Source organism: Mesorhizobium sp., from assembly GCF_004963255.1.
In the GTDB taxonomy this organism is placed as follows: Bacteria; Pseudomonadota; Alphaproteobacteria; order Rhizobiales; family Rhizobiaceae; genus Mesorhizobium.
On the sequence record NZ_SUGA01000011.1, the window covers coordinates 51,694 to 78,425 of the forward strand.

Here is a 26,732-nt window from a genome sequence, read left to right on the forward strand (position 1 = left end):
ACCCATGAACCCAGTCCCGACAGCGATGGCGGCGCCGCCGGCGGTGCCGTTCGTGGCGGCGAATGCGATCAGCAAATCCTACGGAGGAGCGCAGGCGCTGCGCGGCGCTTCGCTCTCCGTGCTGCCCGGCGAAGTGCATGGGCTGGTCGGCGCCAACGGCGCCGGCAAGTCGACATTGATCCGTATCCTGGCCGGCGTGACCCAGCCGGACACGGGCGAAATCGCCATCGAGGGCAGGCCGGTGGCGATCGTGTCGCCGCACGCGGCGAGCGGGCTCGGCATGAGCTTCATCCATCAGGAGCTCGCCTTTGTGCCCGATATGACGGTGCTCGAGAACATCATGCTCGGCCTGCCCAAGAAGAAGACGAGGCTCGGCCTGGTCGACTGGAGCGCGATCCAGCGCGACGTCGCGCCGATCATCGAGCGCGTCGGCATAACAGCGCCGCTCGATGCCTCGGCCAAGACCCTGTCGACGGCCGAGAACTGGCTGATCAGCATCGCCCGGGCGCTGGTGTGGAGGGCGTGCCTCATCGTCATGGACGAGCCGACCGCTTCGCTGTCGGCGGGCGAATGCCGCAAGCTCTTTTCCATCATCCGGGGGCTTTCGACGTCGGGCGTGGCGGTGCTCTACGTATCGCACCGGCTGGATGAGATCCTCGATCTGTGCAGCCGCGTCACCGTCTTGCGCGACGGCCGATCGGTGGCGGTCCTCGGCGGCCCCGACCTGACCCGGCGCGGGCTGGTCCAGGCAATCGTCGGCGGAGCGGTGGAGCACCTGCCCAAGTCCCGCGGCGCAGCGCGCGGCGAGGTCGTGCTGTCGGTGCGGGGCCTGTGCCGCCTGCCGCGGGTGACGGAGGCGAGCTTCGATCTCCACCGCGGCGAGGTACTTGGGCTCGGCGGCCTTGTCGGCGCCGGGCGCAGCGAGCTTGCGCGTCTGCTCTACGGCGCCGACCGGCCCGACGCCGGCAGCATGACGATAGAGGGAAGGCCTTTTGCGCCGCGCACCCCGGCCGGCGCGGTGCGCGCCGGGCTCGGCCTTGTGCCGGAGGAGCGCCGTACGGAGGGGCTGCTCCTCAGCAAATCCGTCGCCTTCAATCTCAGCCTCGGCAATCTCACGCCTCTCCTCGCCAGCCCGGTCCTTCCCTTCATCAGCCTGCGCAGGCGGGCGCGGCTGGCGCAGGCGACGATCCGCGACCTGTCGATCAAGGCCGGCTCGCCGGAACAGCCGGTCGGGCGGCTTTCCGGCGGCAACCAGCAGAAGGTCGTCATCGGCCGCTGGCTGCGCTCGAAGCCGAAGGTGCTCATCCTGGACGAGCCGACGCGCGGCGTCGATGTCGGCGCTCGCGGGGAAATCCATCGGCTCATCCGCGAGCTCGCCGGACACGGCATGGCCGTGCTCGTCATCTCGTCCGAACCGGACGAACTCCCCGATCTGTGCGACCGGGTCCTGGTGATGGCGGAAGGACGGATCGTGCGCGAGCTCGCCGGCACCGACCTCACCCGCAGCGCCATCATCGAGGCAAGCTATGCCTTAACCGAGGAAAGGGTTTCCGCATGAGTGACGCCGGTTACACGCGACGCCTCTCGCCCGGCACCAGGGCCGCGCTCGGTGTTTTCGCGCGCTATGGCACGATCATCGGCCTGCTCGTGATGATCCTGGTCTTCTCGTTCCTGTCGCCGCACGCCTTTCCGACCTACAATAATTTCATCAACGTGCTGAGCCAGGCGTCCCTCGCCATGATCATCGCCGGCGGGCTGACCATGGCCGTGATCGTCGGCGAGCTCGACCTCTCGGTCGGCTATGCCGCCAGCCTGCACGGCGTGCTCGTCACGGGGCTGATCGTGGCAAACCATCTGCCGATCCCGGTGGCGGTTCTGATCGAGCTCGCGCTGGGCGCCCTCATCGGTGTCGTCAACGGCGTGATCGTCACCAAGCTCAAGGTCAATTCGGTGATCGCCACGCTTGGCGTCGGCACCGTGCTGGTCGGCCTCTCCTTTGCCTATTCGGCCGGCGTGCCGATCGTCTCCGGCGTACCGGAATCCTTCCTGCAGCTGGCGCTGGGACGCTGGCTGTTCGGCATCCCCAACCCGATCATCTTCATGGCACTGGTGTTCGGCGGCCTGTGGTTGCTGGTCGAGCGCACGGCGATCGGCCAGGAGATCCAGGCGGTCGGCGGCAACCCCGCCGCTGCGAGGCTCGCCGGCATCAATGTCGACCGCATCAAGATCCTCGGCTTCGTGCTTTCCGGCATGTGCGCGGCTCTCACCGGAACCTTGCTTGCCGCCCGGCTCGGCAGCGGCACGACCAATGCCGCCGATTCCTATCTGCTGACCGCCTTCGCCGCCGTCTTCCTCGGATCGGCCACACTGCGCGACGGCGAATTCCACATATTGGGCACGCTCATCGGCACGCTCATCATCGTGCTCGGCTTCAACGGGCTCAACATCTTCGGCGCACCGACCTTCTCGCAATTCGTGTTCCAGGGCGCCATCCTGATCGTCGCGGTCGGGCTCGCCAGCCTTGGCCGCTCGCTTGCCGAAAGCTGAATTGGAGGAGGATACCGATGACCGTTCCGCAATCCGCGAAATGGCAAGTCTTCGTGCTGGAATATGCGCGCTCCAAGGAGCAGCCCTGGGTCGATCTCATCAGCGGCATGTACAATGACGGCGTGGTCGACCTGCCCTTCTCCTTCGTGCTCGCTCGCAACGGCGAACGCAATGTGCTGATCGATACCGGCTTCATGCAGGACGACCACAGCTTCTCGCAGAAGTTCGGCATCCCGACATGGATCTCGCCGGTGCGGATGCTGGCGGCGCTCGACATCGCGCCCGATCAGATCAGCGACATCGTGGTCACCCATGCGCATTTCGACCATATGGGCTCGATCGCCGAATTCCCGCGCGCGCATATCCACATCCAGAAGAGCGAGTTGCTTTCCTGGTACGAGGCGATCGCGCTGCCGAAACGCTTCGCGCATCTGACCGCCATCATCGATCCCGACAATTTGCGCACCGCCCTCGAAGCCTCGATCGAGCATCGCGTGACGCTCATCGACGGCGACAAGGACAACATCCTTCCCGGCATCCATGCGCGGCTCGGCAGCGGCCACACGATCGGCCAGCAATTCGTGCTCGTCGACACCGATGCCGGTCGCCGGGTCATCTCCGGCGATTGCGTCTATTCGCGCCGCCAGTTCACCGGGCACAATCACGACGGCGTCTATGTCCCGCTCAACAATGCGGTGGGCAGCGTCTGGGAGCAGTTGAAGACCATCGACAAGATGAATGACGAGCTTGGCGGCGACCTGTCGAAGCTTGTCGTGCTGCATGATGTCGAGCGCTGGAAGGACCATCCGGTCGTCAAGGAGGTGGAGGGCTTCAAGATCGTCCGGCTCACCTGATCACGGGTGAGATCATGCCGGAGCGTAGGTCAACCTGATCACATCCTCGCCGATCCGGTCATGCGCTATCAGGCGAAGCGGCGGCCGGGGTCCGGCGAAATAAGGCTTGCCGCGGCCAAGCACGACCGGGTGCAGGTAGATCCGATATTCGTCGATCAAGCAGAGGTCGGTGAGGCTTCGCGCCAGGTCCGGGCCGGCAACGGCGATCTCGCCGTCGCGCTCGGCCTTCAGCTTGCGCATCGCGCCCTCAAGGTCCTCTCCGACGAGGCTGGCGTTGGGGCCGACCGATTGCAACGTGCGCGAGACGACCCATTTCGGCTGGTTCCGCCATGCCGCCGCGAAGGCCTGCCGATCGGCATCCCATTCAGGATGATCGTCGTCCCAGTAGCGCATGGCCTCATACATGCGGCGACCGTAGACGCTGCCCGCCTTCCTCCCCACATCCTCGATGAAATGGCGGAACAGCGTGGGGCTTGGTCCAAATTCCGTATGATCGACGTAGCCGTCCAGCGACTGATTCATTCCGAAGACGAGCTTGGCCATCGCCTGTTCCTCGCATGGCTTCCGCGCAATCCGATTGCGTTGCGCAATCGGTTCAGGTTAGGTCGACTGGTTTTATTTTGCAATTGGTTTTTGGCGCGCGCAAGAACGTTTCCAAACCGCAAGATCGGTCGAGAACATTTCAGCCCCTGGCGGCTAAGTGATGCGGCCACAGAGCAAGGAACGATGAAAGCGGCGTTTCAGAACTACCATGCCCGAATGCAGCGGGCGCTGGACTACATAGACCAGCACCTCGACGGCAACCTGGACCTGGAAACGGTGAGCCGCGTCGCGGCCTTCTCCAAGTTCCATTTCCACCGGCAGTTCACGGCGACCTTCGGGTTGTCCGTGCATCGCTATGTCCAACTCACCCGCATGAAGCGCGCCTCGTACCGGCTGGCCGACAGGGAGAGCGTCACGGACATAGCGATGGATGTCGGTTACGAAGCGCCGGACGCCTTCGCCCGCGCCTTTCGGCAACGGTTCGGACAATCGCCCTCGTCATTCCGTAAATCTCCCAACTGGGGAGCGTGGCTTATGGCCTTCGGACCGCTCGACAATGCCAGGAGAAAGCTCATGCAGATCATCTTTACCCAAGACGACGTGACGATCCGTGACGTGCCGCCCACGCCGGTGGCTATCATGGAGCATCGGGGGGACCGGGCGACGCTCGGCGATACCATCCAGCGCTTCATCGCCTGGCGCAAGGCCGCCGGCCTGTCGCCGGAAACAAGCCCGACCTTCAACATCTTCCGTTCCGAGAGATGTCCGGCGGTCGCGGCCGATTACAGCATGGATATTTGCGTCGGGACCGACCAGCCGATCGCGGCGGATGACAAGCAGATGAAGGCCGGCGTCATCCCCGGCGGACGCTGCGCAGTACTGCGCTACCCCGGCAACACCAACAATCTTGAGCCAGCCGGTCTCTATCTTTATCGCGACTGGCTTCCGGCCAGCGGCGAGGAAGCGCGCGACTTCCCGCTCTATTGCCAGCGACGGCTGTCCTTCGCCCCGGACAGGCCTGTGCCCGAGATCATCGTGGAGCTGTTTCTGCCGTTGAAATAGCGGCTTCGGATGGCAGCCTTTCGCTTCGGACCGCGAGAAGGGACAGGCTGCCACATCATCAGCGCAACGAAACCCAGATTCGCGCCAAAGAGATCGAAAAATCGTTATCGTAGCGGCCGGTGCGGCGAAAAATGAAAAATGGCGCGCCCGAAGAGATTCGAACTCCTGACCCCCAGATTCGTAGTCTGGTGCTCTATCCAGCTGAGCTACGGGCGCGCAACAGGCCGTGTGTGACACAAGCCCCGCGATCCGGTCGAGACGGCCGGCCGCGATGTGGAGTGTTCCCTAACGACTGAATTTGCGAAAAGCAAGCCGATCCGGCAAAAGTTTTGTCACAGGTGTTTTCGTCCCTGCTGAGGCGTGTCGCGATTGCAAGCCGCCTCACCTGAATATCGGCACACCTCAAGCCGGGCGGCGCAGGCCGTTGCGCGCTTGATCGAGCCGGACCGGCTGGTCGGGAATGGTGACGGCGAAGACGGTGCGGCCGCCGATCGATTCGACCAGCTCCACCGCGCCGCCATGGGCGCGGATCAATTCATGCGCGATCGCCAGGCCAAGGCCGGTGCCGCCGCTGCGCGCCGAGCCGCGGAAGGCGGCGAAGAGATTCTCGCGCGCCTTGGGCGGCAGGCCGGGGCCGGTGTCGGTGACGGTGATGCGGCTGACGCTGCCATGGCGCTCGGCCGCGACGGCCAGCCGGCGCACCACCGTCCTCTCCGTATCGGCGGCCATCGCCTGAATGGAGTTGCGGCACAGATTGGTGAGCACGCGGAAGAGATGGTCGGAATCGGCGTCCACCTCGAAAGCATGCTCAACGCCGTTTATGAACTCGATGCCTTCCTCGATATCGAGCAGGCCGTGTACGTCGTCGACCAGCTGGCGCAGCCGCAGACGCCGGCGCGACGGCGCCGGCTCCTGCGTGCGGCCATAATGAAGCACGCCTTCGGAATAGGACACGGCGCGGTCGAGCGCGCGCAAAAGCTTTGGCGCGAAGGACTGCACGGTCGGGTCCTTCACCTGGCGCAGGCGGTCCGACATGAGCTGCGCGGAAGCCAGGATGTTGCGCATGTCGTGGTTGATCTTCGACACGGCAAGGCCGAGGTCGGCGAGGTGCTTCTGCTCGGCCAGCATCTTTTGCAGCCGATCCTGCATCTGCGCCAGCTCGCGCTCGGCGACGCCGATCTCGTCGGAGCGCTCCGTCGGACAGATTATGCGCCCGGGATCGTCTGGCGCCTCGGAGAAGGACAGGATCGAGCGCGTCATGGTGCGGATCGGCCCGATCATGATCAGGTCGATCGCCGCGTAGACCAGCATGGCGGTGAACAGCGAGATCAGCAGCGAGACGACGGCGACATTGCGCGAGTATCTCAGCATGGCGTCGCGCAGGCGGTAATCCGGCATGATCAGCTCGAATTCCTTGTCGCTGTCGCCGACCGGGCCGAAGACGCGCAGCATGCGCTTGCCGCCGAAGAACAGCGTGTCGAGCGCGCCGGTCATGCCGTTGACCAGGCCGACATTGGCGATGTCGATATGCTCGTCGACCTGCGGCGGCATGTCGGAAACGACGAGCAGCCGAGAGACGCCGCCGTCGCGCACGGCAATCGCCTTGGCGCCGATCGCCATCAGCACGTCGTTTTGTGCGTTGTGCGACAGCGAGTTGGGCTCGCCCTGCAGGAGCACGATCGACACGGCGGCGGCGGTGCTCAACCGCTCCTTCAGCCAGTTGACCCGGTAGCTGGCGATCCAGGGCAGAAAGATCAGGATTTCGGCCAAGAGCACGAAAGCGATGGTGAGCAGAAGAAGCTTGGTCGACAGGCCGCGCGACAGCGGCACCCGGCGCGTCGGATTTGCCGCCGCCGGGGTTGCCTTTTCATCCGTGGACAGGACTTCACTCGTCATGACGCGGTCTTCACGAAGCCTTGATGGGCAAGATTATGCGATTTGCGGCTTTTTTGCCAATTTCAACCTTGGTCCAGCGAAAAAATGCCCGGAGACCACGGCGGATTGACTTCCAAAAACCTTCTTTCTATAAGCCCGCTCACGCTCGGGCCATTCGTCCCGGCGCGGTTTCGATCGCGCCTAAGCCGGCCCGGCAAAGCTCCTGTTACAGAGTGACAGAATCAAGAAGGGCCGCACCCCGCGGTATTAAAACAAATGAAGCGTACCTACCAACCGTCCAAGCTCGTCCGGAAGCGCCGGCATGGTTTCCGTGCCCGCATGGCCACCAAGGGTGGCCGTGGCGTCGTTGCTGCCCGCCGTAATCGCGGCCGCAAGCGGCTCAGCGCCTGAACGAAAGACGAGATCGTTGCCCGCAACCGGCAAGCCAAAGGGGAAAACTCCCGGGCGGCTTCTGAAACGCGCGGACTTCCTGGCTGTGCGCGGCGGCGAGAAACGCCGCGGACGGCTTTTTCTCGTTGAAGTTCTCGACCGCGGCGACGACCTTGCGCCGCGTGTCGGCTACACCGTCACCAAGAAGGTCGGCAACGCCGTGGTGCGCAACCGCGTCCGGCGGCGGCTGAGGGAAGCCGTGCGCGTTCACGCCGCCGATGACATGGCGCCCGGCAATGACTATGTCATCGTCGGGCGTGAAGACGTGCTCGCCACTCCGTTCGGCCAGTTGAAGGCCGAGCTTTCCCGCCGGCTACGCGGCGCACGATAGGCCAAGGGCTTTCGATGGAAAACAACCGCAATTTCTTCATCACCATCGCGCTGTCGGTGCTGATCCTGACGCTCTGGCAGGTGTTCTACATGAACCCGAAGATGGAGCAGCAGCGGGAGCAGGCCCGTATCGAGCAGCAGCGCGTCGAGGCGCAGAAGAAGGAAGCGGGCGGCGGCGCCAACTCCGGCGCGGCCGGAACGCCGGCCCCGGCGGCCGGCAGCGTTCCCGGCGCACCGGGTGGCGACACCGTAACAGCGGCCAGCCGCGACCAGGCGATCGCCGCCACCAAGCGCGTCAAGATCGACACGCCCAGCCTCCAGGGCTCGATCAACCTGACGGGCGCGCGCCTCGATGACCTGAAGCTCAAGCATTATACCGAGACGGTCGACAAGAACTCGCCCGAGATCGAGTTGCTCAACCCATCGTCGCTGCCCAACGGCTATTTCGCCGAGATCGGCTTCGTCGGCAACGATACGACCGGCGCGGTGCCGGGCGCGGATACGGTGTGGAGCGTCGAGGGCAATCCGACGCTGACGCCCTCGACGCCGGTGACGCTGACCTTCACCAACGACAAGGGCCTGACGTTCAAGCGCACCATCTCGATCGACAACGAATATATGTTCACCGTTTCCGACACGGTGCAGAATTCGGGAACGGCCGCCATCTCGCTCTACAATTACGGGCGCGTCACCCGTTTCGACAAACCGGCCGTCGCCAGCACCTATGTGCTGCATGAGGGTCTGATCGGCGTGACCGGCAGCGAAGGGCTGACGGAGTACAAATACGCTGCCATCGAGAAGGACAAGGAGGTCAAGCCCGGCAAATCCACCGATGGCTGGCTCGGCATCACCGACAAATACTGGGCCGTGACGCTTATCCCGACAGAGAAGCAGCCCTTCCAGCCGAAATTCTCCTATTTCGAGTTCAAGGACGGGCCGCACAGCCACAGCTATCAGTCCGATTTCCTGTCCGACGCGATCAGCGTCGCACCCGGCCAGTCGACGACGATCGAGTCTGAAATCTTCGCCGGCGCGAAGGAAGTCGCCAAGATCAACGCCTACGAGGCCGACCGTCACATTCGCCAGTTCAACCTGTTGATCGACTGGGGCTGGTTCTATTTCATCACCAAGCCGATGTTCTGGCTTATCGACACGCTCTACAAATTCTTCGGCAATTTCGGCCTGGCGATCCTCGCCACGACCGTCATCGTCAAGGCTCTATTCTTCCCGCTGGCGAACAAGTCCTACGCCTCGATGGCGAACATGAAGAAGGTGCAGCCGAAGATGGTCGAGATCCGCGAGAAATACGCGGACGACAAGATGAAGCAGCAGCAGGCGATGATGGAACTGTACAAGACCGAGAAGATCAATCCGCTGGCCGGCTGCTGGCCGGTGGCGCTGCAGATCCCGGTCTTCTTCTCGCTCTACAAGGTGCTCTACATCACCATCGAGATGCGGCACGCGCCCTTCTTCGGCTGGATCCACGACCTTGCGGCGCCCGATCCGACGTCGATCTTCAACCTGTTCGGCCTGCTGCCCTTCGCGGCGCCCGCCTTCCTGCCGCATATGGGCGCCTGGGCGGTGGTGATGGGCATCACCATGTTCCTGCAGATGCGCATGAACCCGGCGCCGCCGGACCCGACGCAGGCCGCGATCTTCACCTGGATGCCGGTGATCTTCACCTTCATGATGGGCTCGTTCCCGGCAGGCCTCGTCATCTACTGGGCCTGGAACAACACGCTGTCGATCCTGCAGCAGGGCGTGATCATGAAGCGCCAGGGCGCCAAGATCGAATTGTGGGACAATCTTGCGGCGATGTTCCGCAAGAAACCATCGCCGGCTGAATAGCCGGACTCCGAGCTACAAATCAAAACCCTGGCCTTCATCGGCCGGGGTTTTTTGTTGGAGATACCGACGGGACAGCGCCAACCTTCGGGATTGGCCGTGGCTTACACCCCGGAGCGACGCGCGCAGACCCTGGAATCCATGCCGTTACGCTAAGGCGTTGCAACGGTTACAGAATTCTGCACCGTCACACTCCGCGGCAGAGGTCACGGAATGGATCCTCGGGTCAAGCCCGAGGATGACGACATCACGAGGGGTTCGGTCGATCTCCAACTTCGCGCCATTCGGACAAGGCGATCGCGCATGGCTTTCTGAGCTCAGATAACCAGCAAGCCTTGATCGGCCGCGTTTGCGTTGGCTTTCGCCGATAAACCCATACGTGATTGCCCTCGATCCGTCGGGGCGAGAATGATTTTCGGGAAATTATTCGGAGCTCCTGAAACTCCGCGCCTGCTCGATTCGTACGATTCCAGTCCTCCCAAAAAGGGCCGGGCGGCTTCCGGCGCAGCGACGCCGGTGTTTGGGAGGTCGTCCGGCAGGGCCGGGGTCCCGCGGGCGGCGGGATCCCGGTCCTTTTATTCCATGACCGCGCTGTGATCGACCTTGGCCGGAGTGCCGGGTTTGCGCAGCAGAAGCACCAGCGGGATGGCGGCGAGCGACAGGATCATCATCAGCTTGAAGTCGTCGATATAGGAGATGATCGTGGCCTGCAGCGTGACGAGACCGTCGAGCGCGGCGCGGCCGGCGGCGGTGTAGGGGCTCAGCGCCTGCGAGATCGCCGGATCGCCGAAGGCCGGATTGTAGGGCGTCACATAGGTGGCGATGTTGGCGTGATTGATCTGCTGGTTCTGCGTCAGGAGCGCCGTGACCACCGAGATGCCGACGCTGGAGCCGATGTTGCGCGACAGATTGTAGAGGCCGGTGCCTTCCGCGCGCCGCTCCGGGGCCAGGGTGGCGAAGGTGATGGTGGTGAGCGGCACGAACAGGAAGCCGAGGCCCGCACCCTGGATGAAGCCGGTGCTGATGATCGTCCATTGCGAGACGTCCGGCGTCCAGCCGGTCATGTCGTACATCGCCCAGGCGGTTATCGCGAGGCCGATGAACAGCAGCCAGCGCGTGTCGACCTTGCCGACGAGGCGGCCGACCAGGAACATGCAGGCCATGGTGCCGAGGCCGCGCGGCCCCATGACGATGCCGGCCGTCACCACCGGATAGCCCATCAGCGTCTGCAGATAGGGCGTCATCAGGGCCAGCGAGGCGAGATAGGTGATGCCGATGATGAAGATGAAGATCATGCCGACGGCGAAGTTGCGGTCGAGGAACAGCCGCGGGTTCACGAAGGTGTCGCGCGCGGTGAAGGTGTGGACGATGAAGATGTAGAAGGCCGAGGCGCAGACCAGCGCCTCGACGATGATCTCGGCCGAGGAGAACCAGTTGAGCTGCTCGCCGCGGTCGAGGAACATCTGCAGCGAGGCGATGGCGATCGAGAGCATGCCGAAGCCCAGCCAGTCGAGCCTTGCCTTCAAGTCGAGCTTGGTTTCCTGGACGAACATCGAGACGCCGATAAAGGCCAGCGCGCCGATCGGCACGTTGATGTAGAAGACCCAGCGCCAGGAGACGTTCTCGGTCAGCCAGCCGCCGATGACTGGCCCCAGCACCGGGCCGACCATGACCGAGACGCCGAACAGCGCCATGGCCGAGCCGCGCTCCTCGACGCTGTAGATGTCGAGCAGAATCGACTGCGACAACGGCACCAGCGCCGCGCCGAACAGGCCCTGCAGCAGCCGGAAGCCGACGATCTGCGGCAGCGACTGGGCAAAGCCGCAGAGCACCGAGGCCACGACGAAGCCGGTGATCGCCACCAGAAGGATGCGCTTGCGGCCGAAGCGGTTGGCGAGATAGCCGGACGGCGGCGTCATCACCGCGGCGGCGACGATATAGGAGGTGAGCACCCAGTTGATCTGGTCGGCGCTGGCCGAGACGCTGCCCTGGATATAGGGCAGCGCGACGTTGGCGATGGTGGTGTCCAGCGCCTGCATGATGACCGCCAGGATGACGCAGGCGGTGATGGCGCCGCGATTGGCGACCACGGGCGCGCCTGTCGCGGAAGCCGTTGTCATGACTTTGGTCCGGATTGCTTGAAGAGGTTGGCGATGAAGTCGGGCAGGCCGCGGGCGTGACCGGTGTCGATGTCGACCACGGCGCTCATGCCTCCGCGCAGCGGCGGCTTGCCGTCCGGATCGTCGATCGTCACGCGCATCGGGATGCGTTGCACGACCTTGACCCAGTTTCCGCTGGTGTTCTGCGCCGGCAGCAGCGAGAAGCTGGACGACGACGCAGGGCTGATCGAGCCGACCGTGCCGTGCCAAACCTCGCCCGGATAGCCGTCGATGCTGATCGTCGCCTTCTGGCCGGGGCGCACATAGGTGAGCTCGGTTTCCTTCGGCTCGGCCGCGATCCAGATGTCGGTCGACGACACCAGGCTGAAGGCCGGCTGCGAGGCCGGCAGGTACTTGCCGACCTGCAGCGCGTCGACATTGGTGACGATGCCGTCGAACGGCGCCTTGACGACGGAGTCGTTGAGGTTGCGCTGCGCATCGTCCACCGCCGACTGAGCCTGCAGGTAGAACGGGTTCTGCTCGACCGGCTGGCTGGCGTCGCCGCCGAGCTGGGCAAGCATCGCCTGCGCCTGCGCCTTGGCGACGGTCACCTTCTGGCGGGCCGCGATCAGATCGTGCTGGGCGCTGTCGAAGGTCGCCTTGGAGGCGGTCGAGGTCTTGAGCAGGTCCTGCTGACGCTGGAAGGCGGACTCATAATAGGGAATGTCGGCTTCGGCCTGGTCGATCGAGGCCAGCGACTGCTGATAGCTCGCCTGCAGCGTCAGCACCTGGTTGCGCACGGTGCCGAGCTGCGCCTTGGCGCCGGCGAGCGCGGTCTCGAACGAGGCGGGCCGCAGGCGGAAGAGCACATCGCCCTTCTTCACCGCCTGGTTGTCGTGCACATCGATCTCGTCGACGGTGCCGGAGACGTCGGTCGAGACGCCGAGCGACTGCGCCTGGATATAGGCGTTGTCGGTGGTCATGACCTGGCCGCCGACGACATAGTAGTAGCCGCCGGCCACCAGCGCGACCGGCAGCAGCGCGAACAGGATCGGCCGCGTCAGGCTGCGGCGCGGCTTGGCGGGAGCAGGCGGAGCCACCGTGACGGAAGCCGGCTTCGGCTGCGCCGAGGGAGCCTCCAGCGTAGCCGGCTCCGGCGCCACGGGCGCTTCCAGCTCATCGTCCTCGACGACAGGCGGGGCACCGCGCCTTTGCTCGCGCTGGCTGTCCAGGCGAATGACCTGGTCGCTTGCTCTTTCGCCGGCATTTTCTCCGTCGGCGGGCTTTCTGGGTGAGGTTCCTTCAGACATGGACTTTCTCCCGGTCGACGGCCGGCTGGGTGCAGGCCTCGATCAGATTGGATTTGATCAGGCAAAGGGTTTGCAGCAGTTGCTGCTGCGCGTCCGCGGACAGGCCGGCAAAGGCTTCGTCGCGCGTTTTCCGACCGTTGCTGCGCATCACTTCAATCAGTGGATGCGCCTTCGGGGTCAGATAGATAAGCCACGCCCGGCGGTCGGCCGGATCGGGCCGGCGCTCGATGAAGCCGCGCGCTTCCATCTTGTCGAGCAACCTTGCGAGCGTGATCGGCATGATCTCGATGAGGTCGGCCAGCTTGTTCTGGTGGATGCCCTCATGCACCGAAAGCTGAGCCAGGACCTGCCATTGCGCGCGGGTCAACCCAAAGGCGCGCGAGCGCTGCTCGAAACGCTTCCTGAGCAGGCGCGCGACATCGTGCAGCACGAAGCTGATATTGGGTGAGGAGGGCATGGGAGAACTTCGGAGTCGGTGGACAAACTTTCGTGAGCATGCTTATTATCATCATGCACATAATCCCGCTGGACGCGGAGCGCAAGACCGACTAAGGCGCTTGGTAAAAATATCGCATAGGCCAGAACCCGCCGGACCGGCTTGGGTTTTCGGCAAGGACAAGACGATGAACCGGCTCAAGATCACCATGCTGGCGCTGCTCATGGGATACGCTTTTCCAGCCGCGGCGAAGGACGCGGTGAGCTGCGGCGGGGCGGCGATGCTGGGCGGCGCGCAGCTCAACTGCAGCCACGTGCAACCCAAGGCGCCGCCGCAATTCTGCACCTTCAGCTGGGCGCTGCACACGATGGCCGGCGACCAGAAAATCGTCGAAGGCAGCTTCTCGCTGCCGCCAGGAGCGTCGAACATTCAGGTCTATCAGGGCAGCGGCTTCGACAGCGCCCTCTCCAACCCGATCGTGATCTGCCGCGGCAGCCACTGAACGGTTGGTGCCGCGGCCGGATCACGTTAGTTTGATCGGACGTTGACCGCGCCGGAACCCACTGTCTCTCTGTTTTTACCGCTCACACTTTTCCTGGAACTGTTCTAGCCACGGAGGGACCGCGATGACCGGACCCAATCCCAACATCAAGCATCCGATCGCGACGTATCCGCGCGTCGGCTTCCTGAAGCCGCTGGTGACGTCGCCCAACATCGAGATCGGCGACTTCACCTACTACGACGATCCCGACGGTCCCGACAAATTCGCCGAAAAATGCGTGCTGCACCACTACGACTTCATCGGCGACCGGCTGGTGATCGGTAAGTTCTGCGCCATCGCCGAAGGCGCGCGCTTCATCATGAACGGCGCCAACCACGCCATGTCCGGATTCTCGACCTATCCGTTCAACATCTTCGGCCATGGCTGGGAGGAAGGGTTCGATCCCGAGACCTGGTCGCGGGAGATCCGCGGCGACACCGTTGTCGAAAATGACGTGTGGATCGGCATGGATGCGGTGATCATGCCGGGCGTCAGGATCGGCAATGGCGCCATCGTTGCGGCGAAATCGGTTGTCACGCACGACGTGCCGCCTTATGCGATCGTCGCCGGCAATCCGGCAAGGATAGTGAAGATGCGCTTCGACGAATTCACGGTCCGGCGGCTTTTGAAGGCGGCCTGGTGGGACTGGCCGGTCGACAAGATCAGCCGCAACCTCAACGCCATTCGCGGCGCCGACATTGCAAAACTGGAGGCTGCGGCTTGAGCGCGCCCAACACGAAAAGCGACAAGATGGCGATCGATCCGGAGCTGTTCACCCGCGGCTGGATCTTCATCCGCGGCGTGCCGTCGATGAAATTCCTGCCGCCGGAAGGACCGCCGGAGATCGCCTTTGCCGGCCGCTCCAATGTCGGCAAGTCGTCGCTGATCAACGCGCTGGTCGGCCACAAGGGCCTGGCGCGCACCTCCAACACGCCGGGGCGCACGCAGGAGCTCAACTATTTCGTGCCGGACGGGTTTTCCGGCGAAGGCGCCGACCTGCCGCCGATGGCGCTGGTCGACATGCCCGGCTACGGCTATGCCAGCGCGCCGAAGGACAAGGTCGATGAGTGGACGAAGCTCATCTACGAATATCTGCAGGGCCGCGTGACGCTGAAGCGCGTCTATGTGCTGATCGACGCGCGCCACGGCATCAAGGCCAAGGACGAGGAAGTGCTGACCCTGCTCGACAAGGCGGCGGTGTCCTACCAGGTGGTGCTGACCAAGACCGACAAGATCAAGGCCGCCGGCGTGCCGAGGCTGATCGAGGAGACGCTGGCCAAGATCAAGAAGCGGCCGGCGGCTTTTCCGGTGGTCCTGGCGACGTCATCAGAAAAAGCCTCGGGTCTCGACGAGCTTCGCGCCGCGATCGTGCTGGTGGCGAACGGCGGCTGACGCCGTCCCCTGAGGCCGATCAGCCGGGATCAGTCCGTCTCTTCGCGTTCCGGCTCGCGATCGCGCCGGCCGGTGAGGATCTCGCGCTTGCCGACATGGTTGGGGGCGCCGACCAGACCTTCCTTTTCCATGCGCTCGACCAGCGAGGCGGCGCGGTTGTAGCCGACGCCGAGGCGGCGCTGGATGTAGGAGGTCGAGCATTTCTTGTCGCGCTTGACCACCTTGACCGCCTCCTCAAAGAGCGCGTCGCCATCTTCCTCGGCGATCGAGCTTTTGTCGAAGACCGGGCCGGTATCGGCCGCCTCTTCAGCCTCCTCCTCGTCGGCGGTGACGGTGTCGAGATATTCGGGACGTCCCTGCGCCTTCAGATGCGCCACGACATGCTCGACCTCGAGATCGGAAACGAACGGGCCGTGCACGCGTGAGATGCGCCCGCCGCCGGCCATGTGCAGCATGTCGCCCTGGCCGAGCAGCTGTTCCGCGCCCTGCTCGCCGAGGATGGTGCGGCTGTCGATCTTCGACGTCACCTGAAAGGAGATGCGGGTGGGGAAATTGGCCTTGATCGTGCCGGTGATGACGTCGACCGAGGGGCGTTGCGTCGCCATGATCAGATGGATGCCGGCGGCGCGCGCCATCTGCGCCAGGCGCTGGATGGCGCCTTCGATCTCCTTGCCGGCCACCATCATCAGGTCGGCCATCTCGTCGACGATGATGACGATATAGGGCATCGGCGCGAGGTCGATGACGCGCTCCTCGAACAGCGGCTCGCCGGTGCCCTTCTCGAAGCCCGCCTGCACCTGCATGGTCACGACCTCGCCCTTGTCACGGGCGCTTGCCGCGCGCTGGTTGTAGCCGTCGATGTTGCGCACGCCGAGGCGCGCCATCTTGCGATAGCGGTCCTCCATCTCGCGCACCGCCCATTTGAGCGCCGTGACCGCCTTCTTGGGATCGGTGACGACCGGCGTCAGCAGATGCGGGATGCCGTCATAGACGGAGAGCTCCAGCATCTTGGGATCGACCATGATGAGGCGGCATTCCTCCGGCTTCATCCGGTAAAGCAGCGACAGGATCATGGTGTTGATGGCGACAGACTTGCCGGAGCCGGTGGTGCCCGCCACCAGCAGATGCGGCATCTTGGCGAGCTCGGCGATGACCGGTTCGCCGCCAATCGTCTTGCCGAGGCCGAGCGCCAGCTTGCAGGAGGTGTTGCGGAAACCGGCCGATCCGATCAGCTCGCGGAAATAGACGGTCTCGCGCGTCTCGTTGGGCAATTCGATGCCGATGACATTGCGGCCCGGCACCACGGCGACGCGCGCCGAGATCGCCGACATCGAGCGGGCGATGTCGTCGGCGAGCCCAATGACGCGGCTCGATTTCACGCCCGGCGCCGGCTCGAATTCGTAAAGGGTGACCACCGGACCCGGCCGGACATGGATGATCTCGCCCTTGACGCCGAAATCCTCCAGCACGCTTTCGAGCAGATCGGCATTCTGCTCCATCCGCTCCTGCGACATGTAGAAGCCCTGGCCTTCGGGCGGCATCTGCAGGAGTTCCTCGGAGGGAAGCTCGTAGCCGACGGAAGTCGGCAACGGCACGACCTCGCCGGCGATGGGCAGGGAGGGTGCCTGCCTTGCCATCCTTGCGTTTGCCGGCGCGGGAACCGGCATGGTCTCGGCAGGTGTGATCTGGGCGGCCACTGGGACCGGTGTCGGCGCCGGAGCAGGGCTCATGTCCGCTGCGTTGGAGCGCCACTCGATGACCCGGTAGAACGATGTGGCCTCGCCCATAAAGGTGGCGCGGGGCGGCATCGGTTGCGCCGCCGGCGCCGGCATCGGCCTGACGGGTGGCGACGCCGGAGCCGCGGGGGTCTGGCCCGCTTCATTCAGGCGCGCCCGCGCCAGGCGCTCGGCGAGGAAAGCCATGCCGAATTCGAAGAAGGCATGATCGGAAAGATAGGACCAGCGCAGTCCGCTCGGGCGAGGCTTTTGTGCCGGAGCGGCGGTGGGCTGGAGCGGCGCAGCGGGAGCTACGGGCGTGGCGGCAGAAGGCGCGACGACCGGTTTGGCTTGCGCCGGCGCCGCTGCCCGAGCGGCGGGAGCTGCAGGAATCGTCCGAACTGAATTGGCTGCCGGCGGCGCGAGCGGTGCAGGCCGTACGGGCTCGCGGGCCGGTGTCCTGGCCGGCGCGGCATCTTCCTGCGGGGCGGCTCGCCGGGCGAGATCGGTGTCCGGCGTACGGGTGAACCGCACGTTTGGCGCGAGGAAGAAATAGTCCTGCCAGGCCGGGCGGCTGAACTCGCCATCGGCCGATTCGGACGACGCGGCGCGAGCCGCGTCCGATTCGCTTGCCGGCGCGACGCGCAGCGCGACCACCTGCCCCGTTTGCGTCTGCGGAACCCCTCCCCGGCGCCCGTCCGCGCCGCGATCGTCCTCGCCCTGATGGGCGGAAGCGCCGGAAAGATTGGCACGGGGAAAACGCATGGATGTCATTCTCGAGACTCGCCGATTGAACGTCTCCCGAGACATAGGAAGCGATGGTTAACAGGTCCTTCCGAAAGCGCATGCCGGAGGGATGCCTATCGATAATTTCAGAGGGGTCGGCGGACGATCGCGACAAGACGCGGCGAGGCCTCCCAGCCTTGCTTCGCGCACTTTGGGATTCACGTGCCCGGTGCGGTCAGGCCGATTGCAGCGCCTTTTCCTCGGCGAGGAATTTTTCCGTGGCGTAGGCCTTGAGGAAGACGTCGACGCCGGATTTCACGACGCGCTCGATCTCGGCCTGGCTCGGCGCCTTGGTGCGGTAGGAAAAGATGCACTGCCGGAACAAACCGGCGAGGCAGAGCTCGGTGAACTGATAGGCGGCAAGGTCGACATCGTCGATCTTGAGCAGGCCGCGCGCGACTGCCTCATCGAGGAAAACCATCATCCGGTCGTGGCCGCGCTTCGGGCCGCGCTCGTAGAAACGCGCGCCGAGCTCGGGAATCCGGTCGGCGGCACCGACCACGGTGCGCTGCGCCTGGATGACCCTGGCCGAGGTGATCTTGATCGAAAGCGCCATGCCGAACTTCACCAGCGTCTTGCGCAGGTCCTCGAAATGATCGAGCACCTCATACAAGTTCTTGAAGATGGTGCCGCGCTCTTCCTCGATGAGAGCCTCGAACAGCTCTTCCTTGTTTTCGAAATAGACGTAGATCGTGCCCTTGGAGACGCCGGCCTCGCGCGTGATGTCGTTCATCGAGGCGGCCTCGAAGCCCTTGTCTATGAAGACGCGGCGGGCGCCTTCGATGATCTGGGCGCGCTTGACCGGGTCCTGCCCGGCCGCCGGGCGGCCCTTGCGTAAGTCGAGCAGATCGCTGTCCGCTGTCGTGTCGACCATGGAAGTCATTCCTTGAAAATATTTCGAACCACTCGGTTCGATTTCCTCTTGATATGGTCCTCTTTCCGCGCTATGTCAATCGCCAATTCGAACCGAACGGTTCAGTCTGACTGACATCCAGAGAGATACCCAATGTCCTCCAACGCGCCCGCCACCGCCGAAGTCCGCACGTTTCCCAACGCCAAGGTCCAGCCGTCGACCGAGGCTCCGGAAATCCCTGTCCAGCCCGCCGCTCCGGTTGCGACGCCCGCGGCTGAAGCACCCGCCAAGAAGAAGCGTTCGGTGCGCTCTTTCCTTTTGCCGATCATCGGCCTCGCCCTGCTCGGCGCCGGTTCCTACTATGGTTATAACTACTGGACCGACGGCCGGTTCATGATCTCCACCGACGACGCCTATGTCCAGGCCGACATGTCGTTCGTGTCGCCGAAAATATCCGGTTATATCGACAAGGTGCTGGTGGGCGAGAACCAGCAGGTCAAGGCCGGCGATCCGCTGTTCGTGATCGACAATGGCGACTACAGGATAGCCGTCGCCCAGGCCGAAGCGCAGATCGCCACGCTGGCAAAGACGCTCGACCGCATCGACGCGCAAACCAAGGCGGCCCAGGCCTCGCTGTCGCAGGCTCAGGCGCAGAAGGTCGCCGACCAGGCCGCCGCCGACAACGCGGCGCGGGCTCAGGATCGCGCGGCGCAGTTGCTCAAGACCCGTGTCGGCACGCAGGCGCAGCTCGACGACGCCCAGACCGCGCTCGACCAGGCCAAGGCGGCGCTTGTCGGCGCCGACGCGCAGATCGCCGCGGCGCAGGCCAATATCGGCGTTCTGGAAGCCCAGCGCGCGGAGCAGGCCTCGACGCTCGCCTCGCTGCAGCTCACCCGCGACAAGGCCCAGCGCGACCTTTCCTTCACCGTGCTGAAGGCGCCTTATGACGGCGTCGTCGGCAACCGCTCGGTCGAGCAGGGCGACCTCGTCAGCCCCGGCCAGAAGCTCGCCGTCGTCGTGCCGATGGACAAGCTCTACATCGTCGGCAACTTCAAGGAGACGCAGCTCGGCCGCATGGTGCCCGGCGAGAAGGTCCGCATCACCGTCGACGCGATCGACGGCCAGAGCTTCGAAGGCACGGTCTCCTCGCTGGCGCCGGCTTCGGGCGCGGTGTTCTCGCTGCTGCCGCCGGAAAACGCCACCGGCAACTTCACCAAGGTGGTGCAGCGCGTGCCCGTGCGCATCGACGTGCCGGCCGACGTCTTGAAGACCGGCAAGCTGCGCGCCGGCCTGAGCGTCGTCGTCGCGGTCGACAGCCGCACCGCGCCGGCCTCGACGACCAACTGAATTGGGGGGGCGGTTCGGTGGCCAATCGAGCGCCGAGCCGCCCAGCCTGTTTTATCCGTTTCGACGCAATTCCGGAGCGCCACGCGCTTGTCTTCGAGAATTGCTTAAGGAGGCCATGACATGGCAACCGCAACCATTACCGCAGGAGCAATGCCCGGGCGCCCGGTCGCTGCCGCCGCGCCGGCCCTGCCCGCGGACCATATGCCTGTGCGCCGCGTCATCGCCTTCCTGGCGATGGTGTTCGGCATGTTCATGGCGATCCTCGACATCCAGATCGTCTCGGCCTCGCTGTCGGAAATCCAGGCGGGCCTCAGCGCCAGCTCCGACGAGATCCCGTGGGTGCAGACCGCCTATCTGATCGCCGAAGTGGTGATGATCCCGCTGTCGGGCTTCCTCAGCCGCATGCTGTCGACGCGCGTGCTGTTCACCGCGGCCGCCGCCGGCTTCACCGCGGCCAGCGCGCTCGCCGCGACCGCCACCAATATCGACCAGATGATCGTCTACCGCGCCATCCAGGGCTTTATCGGCGGCGGCATGATCCCGAGCGTGTTCGCGGCCGCCTTCACCATCTTCCCGCCTTCCAAGCGCGCCGTCGTCTCGCCGATGATCGGCCTGGTGGCGACGCTGGCGCCGACGATCGGCCCAACGGTGGGCGGTTATATCAGCCATGCCATGTCCTGGCACTGGCTGTTCCTGATCAATGTCGTGCCCGGCATTCTGGTGGCGACTGCCGCCTGGGCGCTGATCGATTTCGACAAGCCCAACCTGAAACTGTTCTCCAAGTTCGACTGGTGGGGCCTGGCCGGCATGGCCGCTTTCCTCGGCTGCATGGAATATGTGCTCGAGGAAGGCCCGAACCATGACTGGCTGCAGGAGCCGGCCGTCTTTGCCTGCGCCATCATCATGACCATAGGCGGCGTCGTCTTCTTCTGGCGCGTCTTCACCGCCGAGGAGCCGATCGTCGACCTGAGGGCGTTCAGCAACATCAACTTCGCCTTCGGCTCGCTGTTCTCCTTCGCCGTCGGCATCGGCCTTTACGGGCTCACCTATCTCTATCCGGTGTTCCTGGGACGTATCCGCGGCTACGATTCGATGATGATCGGCGAAGCGCTGTTCGTCAGCGGCCTGGCGATGTTCTTCACCGCGCCGGTCGCAGGCATCCTGTCGAACAAGATCGATCTCAGGCTGATGATGATGATCGGCTTCGTCGGCTTCGCCACCGGCACCTGGTGGATGACGCATCTCACCGCCGACTGGGATTTCTATGAGCTCTTGATCCCGCAGATCCTGCGCGGCTGCTCGATGATGCTGTGCATGGTGCCGATCAACAACATCGCGCTCGGCACTTTGCCGCCGGAACGGCTGAAGAATGCGTCGGGCTTGTTCAACCTGACCCGCAATCTCGGCGGCGCCGTCGGCCTTGCGCTGATCAACACGGTGCTGATCGACCGCAACGCCTTCCACTATGCGCGGCTTGCCGAGCATGTGCAGTGGGGCAGCCAGGCCGCGCAGACCAAGCTGCAGAACATGACGCTGAACTTCCAGCAGACCGCCGGCCTCGACGCAGGCAGCGCGGCGATGTCGAAACTGTCGGGCATGGTGCATCAGCAGGCGGCGCTCTTGTCCTTCATGGACGTGTTCATGATGCTGACCGTGCTGTTCGCCTCGCTCGGGTTCTTCGTGCTGTTCATCAACAAGCCGGCCCAGCAGCGCGGCGGTGGCGGCGGAGGCCATTGAGGAGCCGGAACCCCCGCCTGGTCTCCTCAACACGTGACCCCGGAAATCGGCGACGATTTCCGGGGTCATTCTTTTAAGATACGCCCGCCTGGCGGAGAGCTGCGCCGCAGCCCGGCGGAAGCCGCGGCATTCACGTCGCGCATCGGCCAGATCAATTCCAGGAAAAGTGTGGAACGGCTAGGCTCGGCGACTTCGCCGCAGCCCTCATCCGGAATTGCGTAACATCAAATACTGAGAGCGGTTCGGCGATTCCGTGAAAGGCTGAACCGCTCTAGAGTTCCGGCATGAACATCCTGATTCTCGGCGCGACCGGCTTCATCGGTTCGGCCGTTGCACGGAAGCTTACCGAGGAAGGCCACCAGGTCACAGGGCTTGGGCGCGAGCCGGCCCGCGCGGCGCTGAAGATGCCTCGAGCTCGCTGGCTGAAGGCCAACCTGGCCGGGATGACGCGGAGCGAAGACTGGCAGGATGCGCTGAACGGGCAACGGGTGGTCGTCAATTGCGCCGGCGCGCTGCAGGACGGCTACTCGGACGATGTCGGCGCCACCCAAGAACGGGCCATGCTAGCCCTCTATGAGGCAGCACGCGGACGGGATTTGCTGATCGTGCAGATATCGGCGGAAACGGAGGGAGCCGGCTCCGACCTGCCCTTTCTCGACACCAAGAGGCGCGCCGATGCGGCGCTCACGGCAAGCGGCGTGCGCTATGTCATCCTGCGCCCGGCGCTGGTCCTCGGCCGCAATGCGCATGGCGGCTCCGCCTTGCTGCGGGCGCTCGCCGCCTTTCCGTTCGTGATCCCCCTGGCCTATGCCGACAGCCCGGTCATGACGGTTGCGCTTGACGATGTCGCGGCCGCCGTCAGCGCCGCCATCCAAGGCACGCTGCCGCCGGGATCGGACATCGCGCTGGGCCGCGATGACGGGCTGAGACTGAAGGACATCGTCCTCCTGCACCGCAGCTGGCTTGGACTGCCACCTGCCCCGGTGCTTGCCGTGCCGCCCCTGGTCGCGAAGCCGGTGACATGGCTCGCCGACCTCGCCGGTCGGCTCGGCTGGCGCTCGCCGCTCCGCTCGGCGGCATTGGCGGTGATGTCGGGCGGTGTCCGCGTTCGGCAGCGGCCAGGCGCCGACCGGCGCCTTCTGTCGGCGGCAGAGACACTCGCCGCCGCCCCATCGGGCGTGCAGGATTTATGGTTTGCCCGCCTCTATCTTCTGAAGGCGCCCATCATCGTCACGCTCGCGCTGTTCTGGGTGGTCTCGGGTATCGCGCCGTTCCTGGGATTCGAGGCGGCGCGCGGCCATTTCGCCACCTTCCTGCCCGACCAGCCGGCGAGCGTCATGCTGGTGGCGACGTGTCTTGCCGATATCGCGCTGGGGCTTGGGGTGCTGTTCCGGCCCTGGGCACGGCGCGCTCTGCTCGGCATGCTTCTGCTGACCCTGATATACCTGCTCGCAGCAACATTGGCGGAACCAGCGCTCTGGCTCGACCCGCTCGGTCCCCTGGTCAAGGTGGTGCCGTCGATGCTGCTGACGCTCACGGCCCTGGCCATACTGGACGAACGCTGATGCCGCTCGAGGACATTCTTCGGCTTGTCCATGTGCTCGGCGCAACGGTGCTGTTCGGCACCGGGATCGGCATCGCCTTCTTCATGGCGATGGGCGTCAGGACACGCGATCCCCGCATCATCGCCCATGTCGCCGGCATCGTGGTGATTGCCGATACGGTCTTCACGGCCACCGCCGTGGTGCTGCAGCCGCTGACAGGCTACGGCCTGGCGCGCAGCATCGGCTGGCCGCTCAACGAGGGATGGATCCTGCTGGCGCTGGCCCTCTATGTCGTCGTTGGCGTGTTTTGGCTGCCGGTGGTCTGGATCCAGATCCGGCTGCGCGACATGGCGAGGCAAGCGGCGGCGGACGCGTCCGCGCTGCCGCCCGGGTTCGACCGGCTCTACCGCGTCTGGTTCGCCTTCGGCTTCCCGGCTTTCTTCTGCGTGGTCGCTATCTTCTGGCTGATGCTGGCCAAGCCCAGCATCAACCTGTTCAGCCTCAACTGAAGCCGATCTTGAAAGATGGGCCGATCAGGCGGCGGCCGGCTTGAAGCTCAGCGCCACGCCGTTGATGCAATGGCGCAGGCCGGTGGGCGGCGGGCCGTCGTCGAAGACGTGGCCGAGATGACCGCCGCAGCGGCGGCAGTGCACCTCGGTGCGCGTCATGCCGAGCGAGCGGTCGACGGTCTCGCCGATAGCCTTGGGGATCTCCTGATAGAAGCTCGGCCAGCCGGTGCCGGAATCGAACTTGGTCTCCGACGGGTAGACCGGCAGGTCGCAGCCGGCGCAGGCGAAGATGCCCTTGCGATGCTCGTTGAGCAGCGGGCTGGTGCCCGGATATTCGGTGCCCTGCTTGCGCAGCACGTCGAAGGCGGCATCGGAAAGAATGGCGTGCCATTCGGCGTCGGTCTTGGTGACCTCGAAGGTCTCGGCGGCAAGCGCAGGCTTGGGTCCGCCGGCGCGCAGCATCGCCCCGGTTCCGACGATGAGAGCGGTGGCGGCAGCCCCGCTCCAGAGAAAATCGCGACGGTTCATGGCCGTTCCTCCTGAGACATTTTGCCAAGATAGCGCACCGCCCGGAAATCAAAAGCCGGTGACGCCCCATCCGTTCGTCTTGGTGATGCAGCTCCGCGCCGCTCTTGCGGGACGGCGCGGAGCACACCCTTGCCGGCGGCGCGGATCTTGGATGTCGCGGCCGGCACTCAGCCATGTCTTCGCCGGCCAGGTCCGCTTTGTTACATCTTCGGCAAGAGAACCTTGTCGATGACGTGGATGACGCCGTTCGACTGGCGGACATCGGCGATGGTGACGTGGGCGACATTGCCGTTCTCGTCGGTGACGGTGACCTTGCCCTTCTCCGCCTTCAGCGTCAGCTCGCAGCCGCCGACCGTCTTGACCTGGTGGGCGCCGCCATCGGCCTTCGCCATCTTGGCGACATCTGCCGCCAGCGCCTTGGCGGCGACGACGTGGCAAGTCAGCACCTTGGTCAGCTTGTCCTTGTTCTCGGGCTTGAGCAGCGTGTCGACAGTACCAGGCGGCAGTGCTGCAAAGGCCTCATTGGTCGGCGCGAAGACGGTGAACGGACCGGCGCCCTGCAGCGTATCGACGAGGCCGGCGGCCTTGACCGCGGCGACCAGCGTGGTGTGGTCCTTCGAATTGACGGCATTCTCGATGATGTTCTTCTTGGCATACATCGGCGCGCCGCCGACCATCGGATTGGCATAGGCAACGGCGCCGATCATGGAAAGGCCGAGCGTAGAGGCGAGCAAAAGGGTGGCGAGTTTACGCATTGTGTCAGTCTCCTCGGGTTGTTTTTCCCATCCTTGGGAACACGAGGAAATACGGGGCTGTCGAAAAGCTAGTTTCACGACTGTGCAAATTTTTTTCTCGGCGCGATTTGTTCAAATGCCCCGGCCAACGACGACGGCAGAATTCTCCTGTCATCTGCTGACAAAAAATAGACTTCGATTAGTCTTGGTGAGCGTGATTATGCCGGAAGGACGGTCAGATGCCCTTCAGGTCACCCGCGGCGACGACCGGGCCGGTCGGCTGGCCGGTAGGCGAACCGCCCGAAGGCTCGAGGCTGACGGCGAGCACGGCGCCCTGCGCGAGCTTCTGCTGGACGGCCCGGGTGACGGCCATGCGCGCGGTCTGGCCGGCCGGGATGACGCCCATCGAGACCGGCGCGTTCTTGCCTTCGATCATCCACAGCTCGAAGTCCTTGCCGGCGCCGCGATCGCCGGAGACCAGCGACAGGCCGACCTCATGTCGGGCGGCGTCATAGACGGCGAGGTATTTGACGGGGCTGTTGTCGGCGGCAAGCGAGGCGACCAGCCTGGTCCCGGGCTGCGTTGCCGGCGGGTTGACGTAAGGCAGGGCGACATAGACGGCCAGGGCGGCAATGGCCGCGGCGGCGAGGCCGCGCCAGAAGGTCAGGCTCGTCCACAGGCTGCCGCCGGGCGCCGGGGATGTGGAAGCGGTCGACGCGAACAGGCGGCGGTCGATCGCCACCTTGACCGAAGCCGGAGGCTCGACGGCTGTGTAAGCGGCGGCCATCGGCGCGAAATGGACTTCCCAGGCATCGACCAGGCGGGCGAAGGCCGTCTCGGTGTCGATGCGACGGGACGCGATCTGCCGTTCGTCGGCTGGCAGAACGCCGAGAACGTATTCGGCGGCGAGCATGTCGTCGCCTCCACGTTCCGGTCCGTTGTCTTCCGCCAGCGTCATCTTTCCAGGCATTTTCTCAGTTTGAGCAGGCTTCGCCGCAGCCAAGTCCGCATCGTGTTCAGCGGAACCTTGAACCGTTCCGCCAGCTCGGCATAGCTTTCGCCGCTCAGATAGGCGCCCCGGACGGCCGCCGCCCGGTCTTTCTCCAGTTCGTCGAGACAATGGTGGATGCGTTCGGCCTCGCCGCCCGCCACAGCCATGGCCTCGGGTCCAGGCGTCGGATCGGCGACGTCTAGGGCCGTATCAATGTTGGCGGAAGGACCGCGCCGCGCTCGGATGCGATCGATCGCATGGTTGCGCGCAATGGCCACCAGCCATGAAATCGGGCTCAGATCAGAAACCGCGAAGCGGTCCGCCTTCGTCCAGATCTTGACGAAGACCTCCTGCACCGCTTCTTCCGCTTCACCTCGGTCCCTCAAGACACGCAGGCAGACACCGAAAAGTTTCGCGCTCGTCTGCTTGTAGAGCAGATCGAACGCGGCCCGGTCCTTCATCGAAGTCCGGACGATCAGCTTGCTGATGTCCTGCGGCGCCATGCCGGCAAATTAGAAGATTGCGATTTAATTGCAACGGGCGCCTAAGGCTTCGCCCGCCAAGGGCAGCGGCACGTTCGCGCGAGTCGGCAGTGAGCCGCTGCCAAGCAAATCGGGTCCGCTAAAGCGTTTCGACGACCGCTCAGGCTGCCGGCTTAAATCGCATGGGACGTCCCCGTCTCCGTCCCGGCTTCGCGGACGGAG

The 26,732-nt window shown here is 64.6% G+C and carries 25 protein-coding genes and 1 tRNA gene; 14 read left to right on the forward strand and 12 right to left on the reverse strand.

Annotated features, from left to right (window positions below):
* The first annotated feature begins 4 nt into the window (after positions 1–4).
* From E5X34_RS14610 to E5X34_RS14620, 3 genes are read left to right on the forward strand one after another with little or no spacing between them, the layout of a single operon-like run.
* Entirely contained in the window at positions 5–1,558 is a 1,554-nt protein-coding gene (locus E5X34_RS14610; protein ID WP_292565756.1) for a sugar ABC transporter ATP-binding protein, read from the forward strand.
* Positions 1,555–2,547: an ABC transporter permease gene (locus tag E5X34_RS14615; protein WP_292225153.1), complete on the forward strand. Its 993-nt coding sequence runs from the start codon at positions 1,555–1,557 to the stop codon at positions 2,545–2,547. Before E5X34_RS14610 ends, E5X34_RS14615 begins: the two co-directional genes overlap by 4 nt.
* Before the next feature lie 17 nt (positions 2,548–2,564).
* The gene (locus E5X34_RS14620; protein ID WP_126063378.1) at positions 2,565–3,401 is read left to right on the forward strand and encodes an N-acyl homoserine lactonase family protein; all 837 of its coding nucleotides are present in this window, start codon (positions 2,565–2,567) and stop codon (positions 3,399–3,401) included.
* A gap of 12 nt (positions 3,402–3,413) precedes the next feature.
* On the opposite strand, the gene E5X34_RS14625 is transcribed toward E5X34_RS14620, so the two are convergent.
* Complete coding sequence (locus E5X34_RS14625) at positions 3,414–3,944, reverse strand: dihydrofolate reductase family protein (protein WP_292565758.1); 531 nt, start codon at positions 3,942–3,944, stop codon at positions 3,414–3,416.
* A gap of 183 nt (positions 3,945–4,127) precedes the next feature.
* On the opposite strand from E5X34_RS14625, the gene E5X34_RS14630 reads away from it, so the two are divergent.
* Positions 4,128–5,006, forward strand: coding sequence for a GyrI-like domain-containing protein (locus E5X34_RS14630; RefSeq protein WP_292565968.1), 879 nt, complete (start codon positions 4,128–4,130; stop codon positions 5,004–5,006).
* 139 nt (positions 5,007–5,145) lie between these two features.
* Here the strand turns inward: E5X34_RS14630 and E5X34_RS14635 are convergent.
* Both E5X34_RS14635 and E5X34_RS14640 read right to left on the reverse strand, forming a co-directional pair.
* A tRNA-Arg gene (locus E5X34_RS14635) sits at positions 5,146–5,222 on the reverse strand.
* A 186-nt stretch (positions 5,223–5,408) separates the two neighbouring features.
* A complete protein-coding gene (locus E5X34_RS14640; protein ID WP_127866293.1) occupies positions 5,409–6,902 on the reverse strand; it encodes a HAMP domain-containing sensor histidine kinase in 1,494 nt (497 codons plus the stop codon).
* Between the two features lie 255 nt (positions 6,903–7,157).
* Between E5X34_RS14640 and rpmH the strand changes: the two genes are divergently transcribed.
* The 3 genes from rpmH to yidC are packed head-to-tail and all read left to right on the forward strand — an operon-like array spanning position 7,158 to position 9,509.
* Positions 7,158–7,292 (forward strand): 50S ribosomal protein L34, encoded by a 135-nt coding sequence (gene rpmH, locus E5X34_RS14645; protein WP_008833937.1) that lies wholly within the window; start codon positions 7,158–7,160, stop codon positions 7,290–7,292.
* Between the two features lie 16 nt (positions 7,293–7,308).
* Positions 7,309–7,662 carry a ribonuclease P protein component gene (gene rnpA / locus E5X34_RS14650; protein WP_112128961.1) on the forward strand — a complete coding sequence of 118 codons (354 nt, stop codon included), beginning with the start codon at positions 7,309–7,311 and terminating at the stop codon, positions 7,660–7,662.
* A gap of 14 nt (positions 7,663–7,676) precedes the next feature.
* Entirely contained in the window at positions 7,677–9,509 is a 1,833-nt protein-coding gene (gene yidC, locus E5X34_RS14655; RefSeq protein ID WP_292565763.1) for a membrane protein insertase YidC, read from the forward strand.
* A gap of 572 nt (positions 9,510–10,081) precedes the next feature.
* On the opposite strand, the gene E5X34_RS14660 is transcribed toward yidC, so the two are convergent.
* From E5X34_RS14660 to E5X34_RS14670, 3 genes are read right to left on the reverse strand one after another with little or no spacing between them, the layout of a single operon-like run.
* The gene (locus E5X34_RS14660; protein ID WP_292565766.1) at positions 10,082–11,626 is read right to left on the reverse strand and encodes a DHA2 family efflux MFS transporter permease subunit; all 1,545 of its coding nucleotides are present in this window, start codon (positions 11,624–11,626) and stop codon (positions 10,082–10,084) included.
* The gene (locus E5X34_RS14665) at positions 11,623–12,915 is read right to left on the reverse strand and encodes an HlyD family secretion protein (protein ID WP_292565768.1); all 1,293 of its coding nucleotides are present in this window, start codon (positions 12,913–12,915) and stop codon (positions 11,623–11,625) included. The genes E5X34_RS14660 and E5X34_RS14665 overlap by 4 nt, the downstream gene beginning before the upstream one ends.
* Positions 12,908–13,372, reverse strand: a complete 465-nt coding sequence (locus tag E5X34_RS14670; RefSeq protein ID WP_292565770.1) for a MarR family transcriptional regulator — start codon at positions 13,370–13,372, stop codon at positions 12,908–12,910. The genes E5X34_RS14665 and E5X34_RS14670 overlap by 8 nt, the downstream gene beginning before the upstream one ends.
* A gap of 166 nt (positions 13,373–13,538) precedes the next feature.
* Here E5X34_RS14670 and E5X34_RS14675 point away from each other — a divergent pair, with 166 nt between their 5' ends.
* The 3 genes from E5X34_RS14675 to yihA all read left to right on the forward strand — a co-directional run bounded on the left by E5X34_RS14675 (position 13,539) and on the right by yihA (position 15,284).
* Entirely contained in the window at positions 13,539–13,853 is a 315-nt protein-coding gene (locus tag E5X34_RS14675) for a hypothetical protein (protein WP_292565773.1), read from the forward strand.
* A gap of 124 nt (positions 13,854–13,977) precedes the next feature.
* Entirely contained in the window at positions 13,978–14,616 is a 639-nt protein-coding gene (locus E5X34_RS14680) for a CatB-related O-acetyltransferase (RefSeq protein WP_292565776.1), read from the forward strand.
* Between the two features lie 26 nt (positions 14,617–14,642).
* Entirely contained in the window at positions 14,643–15,284 is a 642-nt protein-coding gene (gene yihA / locus E5X34_RS14685; RefSeq protein ID WP_126064861.1) for a ribosome biogenesis GTP-binding protein YihA/YsxC, read from the forward strand.
* A 29-nt stretch (positions 15,285–15,313) separates the two neighbouring features.
* Here the strand turns inward: yihA and E5X34_RS14690 are convergent, their stop codons facing one another.
* Both E5X34_RS14690 and E5X34_RS14695 read right to left on the reverse strand, forming a co-directional pair.
* The gene (locus E5X34_RS14690) at positions 15,314–17,773 is read right to left on the reverse strand and encodes a DNA translocase FtsK (protein WP_292565779.1); all 2,460 of its coding nucleotides are present in this window, start codon (positions 17,771–17,773) and stop codon (positions 15,314–15,316) included.
* Between the two features lie 187 nt (positions 17,774–17,960).
* Positions 17,961–18,659, reverse strand: a complete 699-nt coding sequence (locus E5X34_RS14695; protein ID WP_292565782.1) for a TetR/AcrR family transcriptional regulator — start codon at positions 18,657–18,659, stop codon at positions 17,961–17,963.
* 132 nt (positions 18,660–18,791) lie between these two features.
* Here E5X34_RS14695 and E5X34_RS14700 point away from each other — a divergent pair, with 132 nt between their 5' ends.
* The 4 genes from E5X34_RS14700 (at position 18,792) to E5X34_RS14715 (ending at position 23,775) form a co-directional block, all read left to right on the forward strand.
* Positions 18,792–19,985, forward strand: coding sequence for an HlyD family secretion protein (locus tag E5X34_RS14700; protein ID WP_292565785.1), 1,194 nt, complete (start codon positions 18,792–18,794; stop codon positions 19,983–19,985).
* Between the two features lie 150 nt (positions 19,986–20,135).
* Complete coding sequence (locus E5X34_RS14705; protein ID WP_292565971.1) at positions 20,136–21,722, forward strand: DHA2 family efflux MFS transporter permease subunit; 1,587 nt, start codon at positions 20,136–20,138, stop codon at positions 21,720–21,722.
* 284 nt (positions 21,723–22,006) lie between these two features.
* Complete coding sequence (locus E5X34_RS14710; RefSeq protein ID WP_292565788.1) at positions 22,007–23,287, forward strand: SDR family oxidoreductase; 1,281 nt, start codon at positions 22,007–22,009, stop codon at positions 23,285–23,287.
* Positions 23,287–23,775: a DUF2269 domain-containing protein gene (locus E5X34_RS14715; protein ID WP_292565791.1), complete on the forward strand. Its 489-nt coding sequence runs from the start codon at positions 23,287–23,289 to the stop codon at positions 23,773–23,775. The genes E5X34_RS14710 and E5X34_RS14715 overlap by 1 nt, the downstream gene beginning before the upstream one ends.
* Before the next feature lie 24 nt (positions 23,776–23,799).
* Here E5X34_RS14715 and msrB read toward each other — a convergent pair whose 3' ends face one another.
* The 4 genes from msrB to E5X34_RS14735 all read right to left on the reverse strand — a co-directional run bounded on the left by msrB (position 23,800) and on the right by E5X34_RS14735 (position 26,531).
* Positions 23,800–24,303 carry a peptide-methionine (R)-S-oxide reductase MsrB gene (msrB, locus tag E5X34_RS14720; protein WP_292565794.1) on the reverse strand — a complete coding sequence of 168 codons (504 nt, stop codon included), beginning with the start codon at positions 24,301–24,303 and terminating at the stop codon, positions 23,800–23,802.
* A 200-nt stretch (positions 24,304–24,503) separates the two neighbouring features.
* A complete protein-coding gene (locus E5X34_RS14725; protein WP_292565974.1) occupies positions 24,504–25,010 on the reverse strand; it encodes a fasciclin domain-containing protein in 507 nt (168 codons plus the stop codon).
* A 262-nt stretch (positions 25,011–25,272) separates the two neighbouring features.
* Entirely contained in the window at positions 25,273–25,995 is a 723-nt protein-coding gene (locus tag E5X34_RS14730) for an anti-sigma factor (protein ID WP_292565977.1), read from the reverse strand.
* Entirely contained in the window at positions 25,992–26,531 is a 540-nt protein-coding gene (locus E5X34_RS14735; protein ID WP_292565797.1) for a sigma-70 family RNA polymerase sigma factor, read from the reverse strand. The genes E5X34_RS14730 and E5X34_RS14735 overlap by 4 nt, the downstream gene beginning before the upstream one ends.
* Between the last annotated feature and the right edge of the window lie 201 nt (positions 26,532–26,732).